The 13157-nt window shown below is 63.8% G+C and carries 10 protein-coding genes and 3 pseudogenes; 5 read left to right on the forward strand and 8 right to left on the reverse strand.

All coding sequences use genetic code 11. The annotated features are described in order from the left end of the window. Nucleotides 1-5 precede the first annotated feature (5 nt). A complete protein-coding gene (gene ltnD, locus ACTGJ9_RS32250) occupies nt 6-923 on the reverse strand; it encodes an L-threonate dehydrogenase (protein ID WP_456674338.1) in 918 nt (305 codons plus the stop codon). Nucleotides 924-1027: 104 nt separating this feature from the next. Here ltnD and otnC point away from each other — a divergent pair, with 104 nt between their 5' ends. Next, a complete protein-coding gene (gene otnC, locus ACTGJ9_RS32255) occupies nt 1028-1702 on the forward strand; it encodes a 3-oxo-tetronate 4-phosphate decarboxylase (protein WP_456674339.1) in 675 nt (224 codons plus the stop codon). 153 nt (nt 1703-1855) lie between these two features. On the opposite strand, the pseudogene ACTGJ9_RS32260 reads toward otnC, so the two are convergent. The 6 genes and pseudogenes from ACTGJ9_RS32260 to ACTGJ9_RS32285 all read right to left on the reverse strand — a co-directional run bounded on the left by ACTGJ9_RS32260 (nt 1856) and on the right by ACTGJ9_RS32285 (nt 7688). Further along, nucleotides 1856-2559: pseudogene (locus tag ACTGJ9_RS32260) on the reverse strand (ABC transporter ATP-binding protein). Next, a complete protein-coding gene (locus tag ACTGJ9_RS32265; RefSeq protein WP_456674340.1) occupies nt 2543-3274 on the reverse strand; it encodes an ABC transporter ATP-binding protein in 732 nt (243 codons plus the stop codon). Before ACTGJ9_RS32265 ends, ACTGJ9_RS32260 begins: the two are co-directional and overlap by 17 nt. Then, a pseudogene (locus ACTGJ9_RS32270) lies at nt 3271-4253 on the reverse strand (branched-chain amino acid ABC transporter permease). The gene ACTGJ9_RS32265 and the pseudogene ACTGJ9_RS32270 overlap by 4 nt, the downstream one beginning before the upstream one ends. Next, nucleotides 4253-5086, reverse strand: a complete 834-nt coding sequence (locus ACTGJ9_RS32275) for a branched-chain amino acid ABC transporter permease (RefSeq protein ID WP_456678696.1) — start codon at nt 5084-5086, stop codon at nt 4253-4255. The pseudogene ACTGJ9_RS32270 and the gene ACTGJ9_RS32275 overlap by 1 nt, the downstream one beginning before the upstream one ends. 225 nt (nt 5087-5311) lie before the next feature. After that, nucleotides 5312-6556, reverse strand: coding sequence for an ABC transporter substrate-binding protein (locus ACTGJ9_RS32280; RefSeq protein ID WP_456674341.1), 1245 nt, complete (start codon nt 6554-6556; stop codon nt 5312-5314). Between the two features lie 89 nt (nt 6557-6645). After that, nucleotides 6646-7688: pseudogene (locus tag ACTGJ9_RS32285) on the reverse strand (putative hydro-lyase). Here ACTGJ9_RS32285 and ACTGJ9_RS32290 point away from each other — a divergent pair. From ACTGJ9_RS32290 to ACTGJ9_RS32305, 4 genes are all read left to right on the forward strand, one after another. Then, nucleotides 7579-8496, forward strand: a complete 918-nt coding sequence (locus ACTGJ9_RS32290) for a LysR family transcriptional regulator (protein WP_456674342.1) — start codon at nt 7579-7581, stop codon at nt 8494-8496. The pseudogene ACTGJ9_RS32285 and the gene ACTGJ9_RS32290 overlap by 110 nt on opposite strands. A 31-nt stretch (nt 8497-8527) precedes the next feature. Further along, nucleotides 8528-9778, forward strand: a complete 1251-nt coding sequence (locus ACTGJ9_RS32295) for an allantoate amidohydrolase (RefSeq protein ID WP_456674343.1) — start codon at nt 8528-8530, stop codon at nt 9776-9778. A 12-nt stretch (nt 9779-9790) separates the two neighbouring features. Beyond that, nucleotides 9791-10702 carry an NAD(P)-dependent oxidoreductase gene (locus ACTGJ9_RS32300; RefSeq protein ID WP_456674344.1) on the forward strand — a complete coding sequence of 304 codons (912 nt, stop codon included), beginning with the start codon at nt 9791-9793 and terminating at the stop codon, nt 10700-10702. Between the two features lie 117 nt (nt 10703-10819). After that, nucleotides 10820-11893, forward strand: a complete 1074-nt coding sequence (locus ACTGJ9_RS32305) for a malate/lactate/ureidoglycolate dehydrogenase (protein ID WP_456674345.1) — start codon at nt 10820-10822, stop codon at nt 11891-11893. Between the two features lie 69 nt (nt 11894-11962). Here the strand turns inward: ACTGJ9_RS32305 and ACTGJ9_RS32310 are convergent, their stop codons facing one another. Next, entirely contained in the window at nt 11963-13036 is a 1074-nt protein-coding gene (locus tag ACTGJ9_RS32310) for a tartrate dehydrogenase (RefSeq protein WP_456674346.1), read from the reverse strand. Between the last annotated feature and the right edge of the window lie 121 nt (nt 13037-13157).

The following is a 13157-nucleotide window of genomic DNA, read 5'->3' on the forward strand; positions in this document are numbered from 1 at the left end:
CTCTTCTACTTGTCGCCGGGAAGTTTTACGCCGGTGACCTGCGCATACATTCGCGCCACCGACGCATCGTCGTCACGTCCCATGCCGGCGGCTGAGGTCATCAGGAACATCTGGAGGGCTGCGGCGGAAACCGGCACCGGGAATCTGGCGGTGCGCGCCATGTCCTGGATGATGCCGAGATCCTTGACGAAGATCTCCACCGCGCTACGCGGCGTGTAATCGCCGTCGAGCACGTGCGGCATGCGGTTCTCGAACATCCACGAATTGCCGGCAGACGCCGTGATCACCTCGTAGACCTTTCGGATGTCGAGGCCCTGTTTGGCGGCGAACGCGATCGCTTCGCTTGCGGCAGCGATATGCACGCCGGCCAGCAGCTGGTTGATCATCTTGAAGGCCGCGCCCTGGCCAGCGGCATCGCCAAGCTCGTAGAGCTTTGCGGCCATGGCATCGAGCGCCGGACGCGCTCTTGCGAACGCGGCGGCGCTGCCGGAGGCGAGGATCGTCAATTCGCCTTGCGCGGCACGCTGCGCGCCGCCGGAGATCGGCGCATCCAGGTAATTTCGGCCGGTCGCTTCCAGCTGTTTTGCCAGGCGCCGCGCCACGTCGGGATCCATCGTCGCAGAGGAGATGAAAACACTGTTGTTCGGCAGGGTCTCGGCGACGCCGTCGTTGCCGAACAGAATCGCTTCGGTCTGCGCGGCGTTGACGACGACGCTGACGACGATGTCCGCGCCCTTGGCCGCCTCGGCCGGCGTTGTGGCGCCGGCACCACCCCTCTTCACAAAACGCGCCACCGCGTCAGCCGAAACGTCGCAGCCCGTGACCGTATGGCCGGCGCGCTTCAGTGATGTCGCCATGCCGTACCCCATCGAGCCGAGCCCGATGACGGCGATGCGCTGATTTTGTGATGTGGAGGCTGCCATGCAACTCACCCTTGCGAACGTTTCCCGGACGGCCGCCTTTGCGGCGGCTCGTGATCTCGAATAACACGGCTTGGCCGCGCTGCCAAAGCGTGAGACAAGCGAGCATGACGGCCATGAGCAACGAGACAAGGCTGCGCGAGGATATCTGCCGCTTCGGACGGTCCCTGTTCGAGCGCGGGCTGACGCCGGGCTCCTCCGGCAATATCAGTGTCAGGCTGGATGGCGGCGGCTGGCTGGTGACGCCGACCAACGCCTCGCTCGGCTTCCTCGATCCCGCAAAACTGTCGCGGCTGGACGATCACGGCCGGCTCACGTCCGGCGATGCGCCGACCAAGGAAGTTCCGCTGCACACCGCGCTCTACGATACGCGCGGAAGCGCGCGGGCGATCGTGCATCTGCACTCCACCCATTCGGTCGCGCTCTCGATGCTGCCCGAGGTCGACCCGCGCGCCGCGCTGCCGCCGATGACGGCCTATTATCTGATGAAATGCGGCGCCACCGCGCTCGTGCCCTATTACCGCCCCGGCGATCCCGCGGTTGCGGATGCGATCAAGGGACTGGCCGGAAAATATTCATCCGTGCTGCTCGCCAATCACGGTCCGGTGGTCGCCGGCGACACGCTGGAAGCGGCGGTGTTCGCGACCGAGGAGCTGGAGGAAACGGCGAAACTCTACCTGCTGCTGCGCGGAATGAACCCGCGGTATCTGTCGCCGGAGCAGGTGGCGGATCTGGTGAAGGTGTTCGGGGTGACGCTGCCGGAGCATCGGCACGAGCATTAGAACTCGCCCACCGCTGTCATTCCCCGCGAAGGCGGGGAATCCAGTACGCCGTGGCTTCTCCGGATATCATTGACGTCTCGGAGTACTGGATCGCCCGATCAAGTCGGACGATGACACCGAATGTGTTGCGCGAACACGGCCAACACTCTGCGCCTAAAGCCCCAGATACGCCTTGCGCACGTCGGGATTGCCCTGATCTCCGCCGCCGGGCCTTGCATCAGCACGCGGCCGGTTTGCAGGATGTAGGCGCGGTCGGCGATCTCCAGGCACTCGGCCATGCGCTGCTCGACGATCAGCACGGTCATGCCGGCCTCACGGATGGTTTTCACCGCCTGGAAGATTTCATCGACCAGCTTTGGCATGATTCCTTGCGAGGGTTCGTCGAGCATCAGAAGCCGCGGACGCGTCATCAGGGCGCGGCCGATCGCGAGCATCTGCTGCTCGCCGCCGGAGAGCGTTTCGGCGCGCTGCTCGAGGCGCTCGGACAGGCGCGGAAACAGCTTGAAGACGAGATCGAGCGGCTCCTCGCGATCCGCCTCGCCGCGATAGAGATAGCTGCCGAGGCGGAGATTGTCGCGCACCGACAAGCGCGGGAACAGGCGGCGGTTCTCCGGCACATAGGCGATGCCGGTGGCGGTGATATGATGCTGCGCCATGCCGTCGAGGCGTTTGCCGTCGAACGTCACCGTGCCCGAGCGCGGACGCTCGGCACCGGCGATGGACTTGAGCAGCGTCGACTTGCCCGCACCGTTGGCGCCGGCAACGCAGACGATCTCACCCTTGGTGACTTCGATACTGACCGCGGAGATCGCGACCAGGCCCTGATAGGCGGTCGTGACTTCATGCACCGACAGCATGACGATCTCCCAGATATGCGCTGATCACCTTGGGATCGCGGACGACGTCGTTGGGCTTGCCCTCGACCAGAACCTTGCCGAGATCGAGCACGATGGCGCGGTCGACCAGGGGCATCACGATCTCCATGACGTGCTCGACCATCAGCACCGTGATGCCGGTATCACGTACTTTTCGCACCAGCGCCACGCCGGTCTGTGCCTCGGTCGGCGTAAGGCCGGTGAGGACTTCGTCGAGCAGCAGCAGTTTCGGTTCGGTTGCGAGCGCACGCGCGACTTCGAGGCGGCGCTTCTCCGCCGGCACGAGGTCGCTCGCGAGCACGTCGGCACGTGGCGCAAGGCCAGTGAACTCCAGCACCTCGTGCGCTTTGCGGCGCGCCTCGCGCATCACGGTGTTGCGCACCAGGGCGCCGACGATGACATTGTCGATGACCGTCATAGTCTCAAAGCTTTTGACCACCTGGAAGGTGCGACCGACGCCGCGCTGGCACCGCTCGGCCGCCGGCAGCTTTGTCACGTCCTCGCCATCGAACCAGATCGAGCCTTGCGTCGGCGGCAGAACGCCGGCGATGAGATTGAACAGCGTCGACTTGCCGGCGCCGTTGGGACCGATCAGACCGACGATCTCGCCGCGGCCGACCGAAATCGAGACATCGCTGTTGGCGACGAGGCCGCCAAACCGCTGCCAGACGCCGCGGGTTTCAAGGAGCGCGGTCATCGCGTGGCTCCTTTTGCCTTGGAACGGGAGAACAGGCTCACCAGGCCTTGCGGCAAAGCCAGCGAGATCGCCACGATCAACGCGCCATAGACGATCAGGTCGACGCCGCGACCGGAGCCGCCGATATAGGAGCGCGTCAGCTCCGTCATCGGGATCAGGATGGCCGCTCTAGCACGGGCCCCCAGAGGGTGCCGATGCCACCGAGCACGGCCGGGAGTGCCATCAGAAGCGAGAACTGGAAGCCCATGACGCTTTCAGGGTCGATGTAAGCAAGGAACTGCGCATAGAACGCACCGCCGACCGCGACGAGGAAAGCGGACACGGCAGCCGCGCCCATCTTGGAGTTGAACACGACGACGCCGAGGCTTTCAGCGGCTTCCGGATTGTCCTTCACCGCACGCCACCAAAAACCCCATTTGGAATCTTCAAGCCACCAGGTGACGAACCAGGCGACGCAGCAAAGCGCCAACGCGAAATAGAAGTACGGCAGCTTGCTGCGCATGAACTGGAATTTCAGCCAGCTGTCGCCGCGCACGGGAATCGTGATTCCCATCGCAGCCCCCGCCCAATCCCAATTCTGGAACAGCAGCAGGCCGATCTCGGCGATGACGATGGTCGCGATCACGAAGTAATGGCCGCGCAGTCGGAAGAAAGGATAGCCGAGCCCCATCGCAATGATGGCGGCGACAAATCCGCCGGCCAGCATGCCGAACCAGGGCAGCACACCGAATTTGGTGAACAGCAGTTCGGTGGTGTAGGCACCGATGCCGAAATAAAGCGCGTGTCCGAGCGAGATCTGTCCGCAATAGCCGGAGAGGATGTTCCAGCTTTGCGACAGCGCCGCGTACAACAGGGTCAGAATCAGGATGTTTTGGACGTAGACATCCTTCACGACCAGAGGCGCGAGTGCGGCGAGCGCCGCGAGCGCCGCGGCGATGATGAGGTCGCGGCGACGCCGCGCGGCAAAATGCTGGTCCATCACATCTGCCCGAACAGGCCGCGCGGCCGAATGAAGACGACGAGGAGATAAACGGCGTAGATGCCGACTGATTTGAGCGAGGGCGGCAGCACCAGCGCGGTGCCGGCTTCGACCAGGCCGACGATGATGCCGCCGGCGAACGCGCCGAACACGCTGCCGAAACCGCCGAGCGCCACCGTCACATAGGCGATCAGCGCGAACGACGCGCCGACGTCGGGATAGATGTAGAAGAAGCTCGCCATGATCGCGCCGGCAAGGCCGACCAGCGCGGCGCCGAGGCCCCAGCCGAGCGCGAACACCCGGTTTTTGTCGATGCCGACCAGCGCCACCGCACCGGGGTCTTCACGGGTGGCCTCCAGCGCGCGACCGAAATCGGTGCGGTGGATGAACAAATAGAGCCCCGCGAAGGCCAGGATCGAGACCAGCGCGCCGACAAGCTGCGGCTCCGGCAGGAAGATCCCTGCCACCGACACTGTCTTGCCGCCGAGCCAGGAATGCGGAACGCTGCGGTAGTCCGGCGTGAAGAAGAACTGCGCGAGACCACGCATCACGATGGCGAGGCCGAAGGTCGAGAAGATCTGCACCATGCCGGCATTGGCCTTGGCGCGCATCGCGAAGCGCACGATCAATAGATAGACCACCGCTCCGAAGACGAAGAGTGCCGCGGCAACCAACGGCGCCGACAGCAAGGGGTCGATCGCGAAAAACGTGAACAGGAAGAAGGACACGTACATCGCGATCATCAGGAACTCGCCGTGGGCGAAGTTCACGACGTCCATCAGGCCGAAGATCAGTGCGAGGCCGACGGCGATCAGTCCGTAGAGCAGACCCATCAGGAGGCCGCTCGCGAGACTTTGGATAATGGCTTGGGCTGTCAACTCTAGTCCCCCGTTCGAAACGTCACGACAGGCTTCGTCATTGCGAGCGAAGCGAAGCAATCCAGAAATATCGCCAAGCAAGCGGTCTGGATTGCTTCGTCGCTGCGCTCCTCGCAATGACGGTGTGGGAGCAGCTCAATGGTCCTGCTTCCACGGCGCCCGGTTCCCAAGCCGAAACACTTACTTCATCGGCCAGATCGCTTCGGCGATCGCGGCCTGCGGCGGGAAGATGGTGACGAACTTGCCGCCGACATATTGCAGCAACACCGGGTCGGCGTCGTTGTTCTGACCCATCTCGTCGAACTTGACGCGCTTCCAGGGCATGATGGTCTGCTCGCCCGGGATGTCGGTCGCGGCCAACGCATCGCGGATCTTCTCGCCATCGGCCGACTTGGCGCGGCTGATCGCGTCGGCGAGGATGATCAGGCCCATGAACTGGCGCGAGGTGAGGTCGTTGAAGTCCTTGCCCGACCGCGCCTTGAACATCTCGTTGATCTTGCCGACCATCGGGCGCTTCTGCGCGAGGTCGAGCGAGAAGGTGCCGCGCGAAATCACGCCTTCGAGCTTGTCGCCGACGGCGTCATAGAGCGCCTTCTCGGAGAAGCCGGCGTCCTGCGCCACGATCGCGCTCGGCTTGTAGCCGAGCTCGCCCATGGTCTTGACCAGCAAAATGCCGTCGGTGGTGTAGCTCGAGGGCATCAGCACGTCGGCGTTCGCGGTCTTGAGCTGCTGCACTTCGGCGGAGAGTGAGGGCGAATTGGCGCGGTACTTGATGTCGGAGACGATCTTGTAGCCGCGCTCGCCTGCGATCTTGGCCTGGGCATTGCCCGAATCGGTGCCGAAGATGGTGTCCTCGTGGAACAGCGACAGCGTCTCGATCTTGGTGCCCTTCTTCTTCAAGGCATCGAAGAAGTCGAACATCGCGGCCGAATACATCTCGTCATGCGGCGCGGCGCGGAAGTAATATTTCAGGCCGCGGCGATGCAGGCTCGGCGAGGAGTTGTCGGCGGAGACGAACGGGATCTGATAACGCTCGCAGATCTGGCTGACGGTGACGGCCACAGCGCTCTGGTAGGTGCCGATGATGGCGGAGACCTTCTCCTGCGTGATCAGGCGCTCGGCCTCGGCGCGGCCCTTCTGCGGATCGGCCTGATGATCGGCGAACACGAGGCGCACCTTTGCGCCGCCGAGGCCCGGGAGGCCCTCACCCTTTGCCAGCGGCAGGTCGAAATCGGTGTCCTTGTTGATGACTTCGAGCGCGGTCTCATAGGCCTTCTGCGCGTCGACGCCCTGCTGGGCGCTGCCGCCGGAGAACGGATAGATAACACCGATCACGACTTCCGAGGTCTGCGCGCGCGCCGCTAGCGGCATCAGCGCAGCAGTGGCGGTGGCACCGAGCAACACGTCGCGGCGAGAGATCGTCATGGCAAAGTCCTCTGTTACTGAATTTCGGCTGATCGAATGAAGCGATTGATGGATGCGGTAAAGCCCGAAGAAGCAGCAAACGCTGCCTACTAAATCACGGCCATGTTCCTGTTCTTCAGATCCGTCACCAGCATCAGGCCGGGCGAATGCGTGATCGCGAACGGGACCCTGGCTGCATTGATGACTGATTGCGGCGTCACGCCGCAGGCCCAGAACACCGGGATCTCGTCATCTGCCATAGGTACGGGATCACCATAGTCGGGCTTGGCGATGTCCTTGATGCCGATCAGATGCGGATGGCCGAGATGCACGGGCGCGCCGTGCACGGCGGATAGCGCGAGGTGATCTGGACCGCGCGGATCGCATCGGCCGGCTTGAACGGGCGCATCGACACCACCATCGGACCCGCGAACGGGCCGGCCTCGCCGCAGGCGATGTTGGTACGGTACATCGGCACCCGCACGTTCTGCTCGATGTGGCGGATCGGCATGCCCTCGTCGAGCAGCGCCTCCTCGAACGAGAACGAGCAGCCCAGCACGAAGGTGACGAGATCGTCACGCCAGTGCTTCGTGATGTCGGTCGGCTCGTCCACGACCTCGCCGTCGCGCCAAACGCGGTAGCGCGGCACATCGGTCCGTATGTCGAGATCGGCGCCAAGCGCAGGGATGTGCGGGCTGCCGATGTCGGACATGCCGATGATCGGGCACGGCTTGGGATTGAGCTGGCAGAAGCGGTGGAAAGCGCCGGCATATTCCGCCGGCAGGATTGCCAGATTGCCCTGGACGAAGCCGGGCGCGACTCCCGCAGTGGAACCGACCTCGCCGCCACGATAGGCGAGCCGCGCCCGACGGCTCGGGAGGGTGTCGGATGTTTCAGTTTGCTGCGCTGCCACCAAAACAGTCATGCGATTGACCTGCCTATAAACTCGACAAAGAGAGCCAACACCACGCGTGCTATAAAGTCTAATCTTCCTTTCTAATCGATATCGATAAATCAATTTTATCGGTCGGGAAAATCCTTCCATGCTGGACTTCAGGTCGATCGAAACCTTCCTCTGGGTTGTGAAGCTCGGCAGCTTCCGCGGCGCCGCAGCACGGCTCAATACGACCCAGCCGGCGATCTCCCAGCGCATCGCCCAGCTCGAGCGCGAGATGGGCGTAAAACTCCTGAACCGCGACCATCGCGTGGCGTCGCCCACTCCGAGCGGCCGGCAGATGATGGTCTACGCGGAAAAGCTGATTGGCCTGCGCGCCCAGATGATGGCCGAGATCGGCGACCGCTCGGCGATGCGCGGCGTAATGCGGCTCGGTGTTGCCGAGACCATCGTACACACCTGGCTGCCGCGGCTGGTGAAGAGCATGAGCGAGATCTATCCGAACCTGTCGCTAGAGATCGAGGTCGACATTACGCCGAACCTCACCGCGCGCCTGCTCGCGCAGGAGATCGAGCTTGCCTTCGTGGTCGGGCCGCTGTCGGCCTCAGGCGTGCACAATCGCGTGCTCGCCGACTATCCGATCGGGTTTCTCGCAAGCCCGTCGCTCGGGCTCGGCCATGGTCCGGTGACGCGGGCGGAGCTGGCGCGGTTTCCGATCATCACCTTCCCGCGCAAGACCAGGCCCTACGAGGTCGTGCGCGAGGTGTTCGACCAGCCGGAGCTGCCGCCGATCCGTCTGCACGCCTCTGCTTCGCTCGCCACCGTCATCCACATGGCGGTCGAAGGCCTCGGCATCGCCGTCATTCCCGATGCCATCGTCGAGAACGAGCTCGCCGACGGGCGACTGCAACTGCTCGATACAGATCTCGAAATCGCGCCGCTCACATTCACCGCGAGCTGGCTCGCCTCGCCCGACGTCGTGGCAGTGCAGCGCGTCGCCGAGCTTGCATATCAGATTGCGCAGGGCAGCCTCGCGGTTGACGCGCCCGCGCTGGCGCGTCATTGAAAAAGGCGCCGGACAAATGAGAGACTGACGCATGAGCCGAGCCGCCACCAATTTGCAAATCGATTCCGCCCGCCTCTGGGGCTCCATCCGCGAGACCGCGCAATTCGGCGCGACGGCCAAGGGCGGCGTGCGGCGGCTGACGCTGAGCGCGGAAGACAAGCGGGTGCGCGACTGGTTCCGAAAGGCCTGTGAGGAAGCTGGCCTCGAAGTGCACACCGACGCGCTCGGATCTCAATTCGGCCTGCGCAAGGGCCGCGACATGTCGAAGCTGCCCGTCGGCATCGGCTCGCATCTCGACACCCAGCCGACCGGCGGCAAGTATGACGGCATTCTCGGCACGCTCGGCGCGCTCGAAGTGATCCGTACGCTGAACGACGCCGGCATCGAGACCGAGGCGCCGATCTGCATTGTCAACTGGACCAACGAGGAAGGCTCGCGCTTTGCGCCGGCGATGATGGCGTCCGCGGCGTACGTCGGCGATTTCACGACCGACGACATCCTGTCACGCAAGGATATCGAGGGCACGACTGTCGGCCAGGCGCTCGACAGCATCGGCTATCGCGGCGACAAGCCGGTCGGTTTCCAGAAGCTCGGCTGCTTTGTCGAGCTGCACATCGAGCAAGGCCCGATCCTGGAGGCCGAGGGCAAGACCATTGGCGTGGTCGATTCCGGCCAGGGCGTGCTGTGGTATGACGGCAAGATCTCCGGCTTCGAAAGCCATGCGGGATCGACGCCGATGCCGTTGCGGCGCGATGCGCTGGCGACACTGTCCGAGATCGTGCTGGCGATGGAGACCATTGCCAGGAAGCACGGACCGAATGCGGTCGGCACCATCGGCGAGGCCGTGATCGCAAATCCGTCGCGCAACGTCATTCCCGGCGAGATCGCCTTTACGATGGATTGCCGCAGCGCAGATCGCGCGATCATGGATGCCCTCGATCGTGACCTGCGCTCCGCCATCGCGGAGATTGCCACGCGCCGCAAGGTCGAGGTCAAGATCGATCTCGTCTGGCGCAAGCCGCCAACGCATTTCGATCCCAAGCTGATCGCCGCAGTCGAGAATGCAGCCAAGACGCTCGGCTATTCCTCCCGCCGCATCACCTCCGGCGCCGGCCACGATGCCTGCAACCTCAATACGGTCATGCCGGCGGCGATGGTGTTCGTGCCGTGCAAGGACGGCGTCAGCCACAACGAGCTGGAGGATGCCACTCAGCCCAATTGCGCCGCGGGCACCAACGTGCTGATGCACACCGTGCTGGCGATCGCCGGCGTCGCATCCTGATCGGAGACAGACATGCGCGGAGTTTTCGTCGACGCCAATGAAGCGCTCGCCGTGATCATGGAGCGGCTTGAGAAGCCTGGCGATCCCGAGGTGCGGATCCACAGGGACCCTGACATCAAGCCCGAGCAATATCCTGAAATCCTCGACGGCGCCGAGATCGCCATCGTCGACCACACCGCGTTGCCGACCGAGGTCGCGAAGAAGTGCGTGGGCCTCAGGCACGTCGTGTTCCTCGGCACCGGCGCGCGCAGCTACATGAATCCGGAGGAGCTCGCCGAGCTCGGCATCTCCGTGCATCTGATCAAGGGCTATGGCGACACGGCGGTAGCGGAGTCCGCGATCGCGCTGATGTGGTCCTCCGCCCGCGTCATCGCGATGATGGACCGCGAGATGCGCGCCGGCAACTGGCTGCGCGAGGACGGCATGCAGCTCACCGGCAAGACGCTCGGCCTGATCGGCTTCGGAGGTATCGCCGCCGAAGTCGCCCGCATTGCGTCGGGCGGCGGCATGAAGGTGGTTGCCTGGAACCGCTCGCCAAAGACCCATCCCGGCGTCGAGTTTACCGACCTCGACACGCTGCTGGCGAGAAGCGACGTGGTGTCGCTGCATTTGCTGCTGAACGACGAGACGCGCGGCATGATCACGCGCGAGACAATCGCGAAGATGAAGCCAGGGGTCGTCTTCATCAACACCGCGCGCGGCGCGATCGTCGACGAGCAGGCAATGATCGACGCGTTGAAGTCGGGCCACATCCGCCACGCCGGCCTCGACGTCTTCAGTATCGAGCCGCTGCCCGCGGATCATCCGCTGACCAAGATTCCGAACGTGACGCTGTCGGCGCATTCGGCGTTCCGAACGCCGGAAGCGAGTGAGAACCTGATTGAAGCGGCATGGATCCATTGCCGCCGGATCGTGAAATCGTAAGGTGGGTTAGCGAAGCGTAACCCACCTCTTCTTGTGACCGACAACGGGCGGGTTACGCCTTCGGCTAATCCACCCTACGCAATCGCCCCGGATCGTGAAAGGACAAGAGCAACAACAATGGCCGACACTCGCACCATCAAGGCAGAGCCCCTCACCAATGTCGTCCGCGCCATCGTCAAGGCCGGTGGCTCCACGGACCGCGAGGCCGAGCTCGTATCCACCAACCTCGTCGAGGCAAATCTCAAAGGACACGACTCGCACGGCGTCGGCATGATCCCGCGCTATGTCCAGAGCGTCACCACGGGCGGCCTCGCCGTGAACCAGCACGTCAAGATCGTGCTCGACACCGGTCCACTTCTCACCCTCGACGGCCTTACCGGCTACGGCCAGGTGATCGGCCATGAAGCGATGGAGCTGGCCGCCGAGCGCGCCAAGCGCAACGGCGTCTGCCTCGTCGGCCTTTCCAACGCGCATCACATCGGCCGCATCGGCCACTGGGCCGAGCAGTGCATTGACCACGGGCTGGTCTCGATCCACTTCGTCAACGTGATTTCGCGCCCGATCGTGGCGCCTTGGGGCGGCAGCGATGCGCGCCACGGCACCAACCCGTTCTGCGTCGGCGTCCCGCGCAGGGGCAAAGCGCCGATCGTGCTCGACTTCGCCACCAGCAGGATTGCGCAGGGCAAGACCCGCGTCGCCCACAACAAGGGCGTCGAACTCGAGCCCGGCACCATCATCGACAATGAAGGCAAGCCCACCGTCAACCCGCGCTACACCGTGATCCCGCCGCACGGCGCCATTCTGCCGTTCGGCGAGCACAAGGGTTCGGGACTCGCGCTTGTGTGCGAAATCCTCGGTGGCGCGCTCTCCGGCGGGCAGGTGGTCAAGGGCCCGTCCGACGGCAAGCACAACGTCCTCAACGGCATGCTCTCGATCATCATCGATCCGGGCAAGCTCGGCACCGGCGAAAACCTCGCACGCGAAGTCGAAAGCTTCGTCGCCTGGCACACCGGCTCGCCGCCCGCCCCCGGCGTCGACAAGGTCAAGATCGCCGGCGAGCCCGAGCGTGAGATCAAGACGAAGCGGCTCGCGGAAGGCATCCCGGTCGATCCGACCACCTGGCGAGATATTTTGCTGGCTGGGAAAACGTTCGGGCTGGATGAGGCGGCGATCGAGAAGATCGCGGGCTGATCGAAGCGAGGCACATTCGCTTTCCTTCTCCCCTTGTGGGCCCACAAGGGGAGAGGGTCAAGCAGCGAATTAGTCCACCATATCCGCGACCGCCTTGCCGCAGGCTGTGGTGTCGGCATTGCCGCCGAGATCGTTGGTGCGGAGGGTGCGCTCGGCCAACGTGCGCTCGATCGCATCGACGATCGACTTGCCGGCAACCTTCTCGCCGAGATGCTCGAGCATCATCGCGCCCGACCAGATCGCGCCGATCGGGTTCGCAATCCCCTGCCCTGCGATATCAGGTGCCGAGCCGTGCACCGGCTCGAAGACCGAGGGGAAATCACCCTCGGGATTGATGTTGCCCGACGGTGCGATGCCGATGGTGCCGGTGCAGGCCGGACCGAGATCGGACAGGATGTCGCCGAACAGGTTGGAGCCGACGACAACGTCGAACCAGTCCGGGTGCAGCACGAAGTTCGCAGTGAGAATGTCGATGTGGTACTTGTCCCACTTCACGCCAGGAAACTTCTTGGCCATCGCCTCCACGCGCTCGTCCCAATAGGGCATGGTGATGGAGATGCCGTTCGACTTGGTCGCCGATGTCAGGTGCTTCTTCGGCCGCGACTGCGCGAGCTCGAAGGCGAACTTCAGGATACGGTCGACGCCGGTGCGGGTCATCACCGTCTGCTGCGTCACGAACTCGCGGTCGGTGTCGGGGAACATGCGGCCGCCGACGGAGGAATATTCGCCTTCCGTATTCTCGCGCACCACCCAGAAATCAATGTCACCGGGCTTGCGGCCCGCCAGCGGCGACGGCACGCCGGGCATCAGCCGCACCGGGCGCAGATTGACATACTGGTCGAACTCGCGGCGGAATTTAATCAGCGAGCCCCACAGCGAAACGTGATCCGGAATCTTGGCGGGCCAACCGACTGCGCCGAAATAGATCGCATCGTGCTTGCCGATCCTCTCTTTCCAGTCATCCGGCATCATCTGCCCGTGCTTCTCGTAATAGTCCCAGGACGAGAAGTCGAAATGATCAAAATGCAGGGAGACCCCGTGCTTTTTCGCGGCCGCCTCCAAAACGCGCAGGCCCTCGGGCATCACTTCCTTGCCGATGCCGTCACCGGGAATGACTGCGATCCGGTATTGTTTCTTGCTCATCGAGAACGTCCTTTTTTGGTCCGGCAGTCGCCGCTTTTTTGACCGCAATGCAATGGACCAAAGTCGGCGGCAGTGCAACGCTGCACTGCAATGTTGACCATGGCGCAGCCGTGCGCCTACT

The sequence above is a fragment of the Bradyrhizobium sp. RDM12 genome (genome assembly GCF_051917485.1).
In the GTDB taxonomy this organism is placed as follows: Bacteria; Pseudomonadota; Alphaproteobacteria; order Rhizobiales; family Xanthobacteraceae; genus Bradyrhizobium.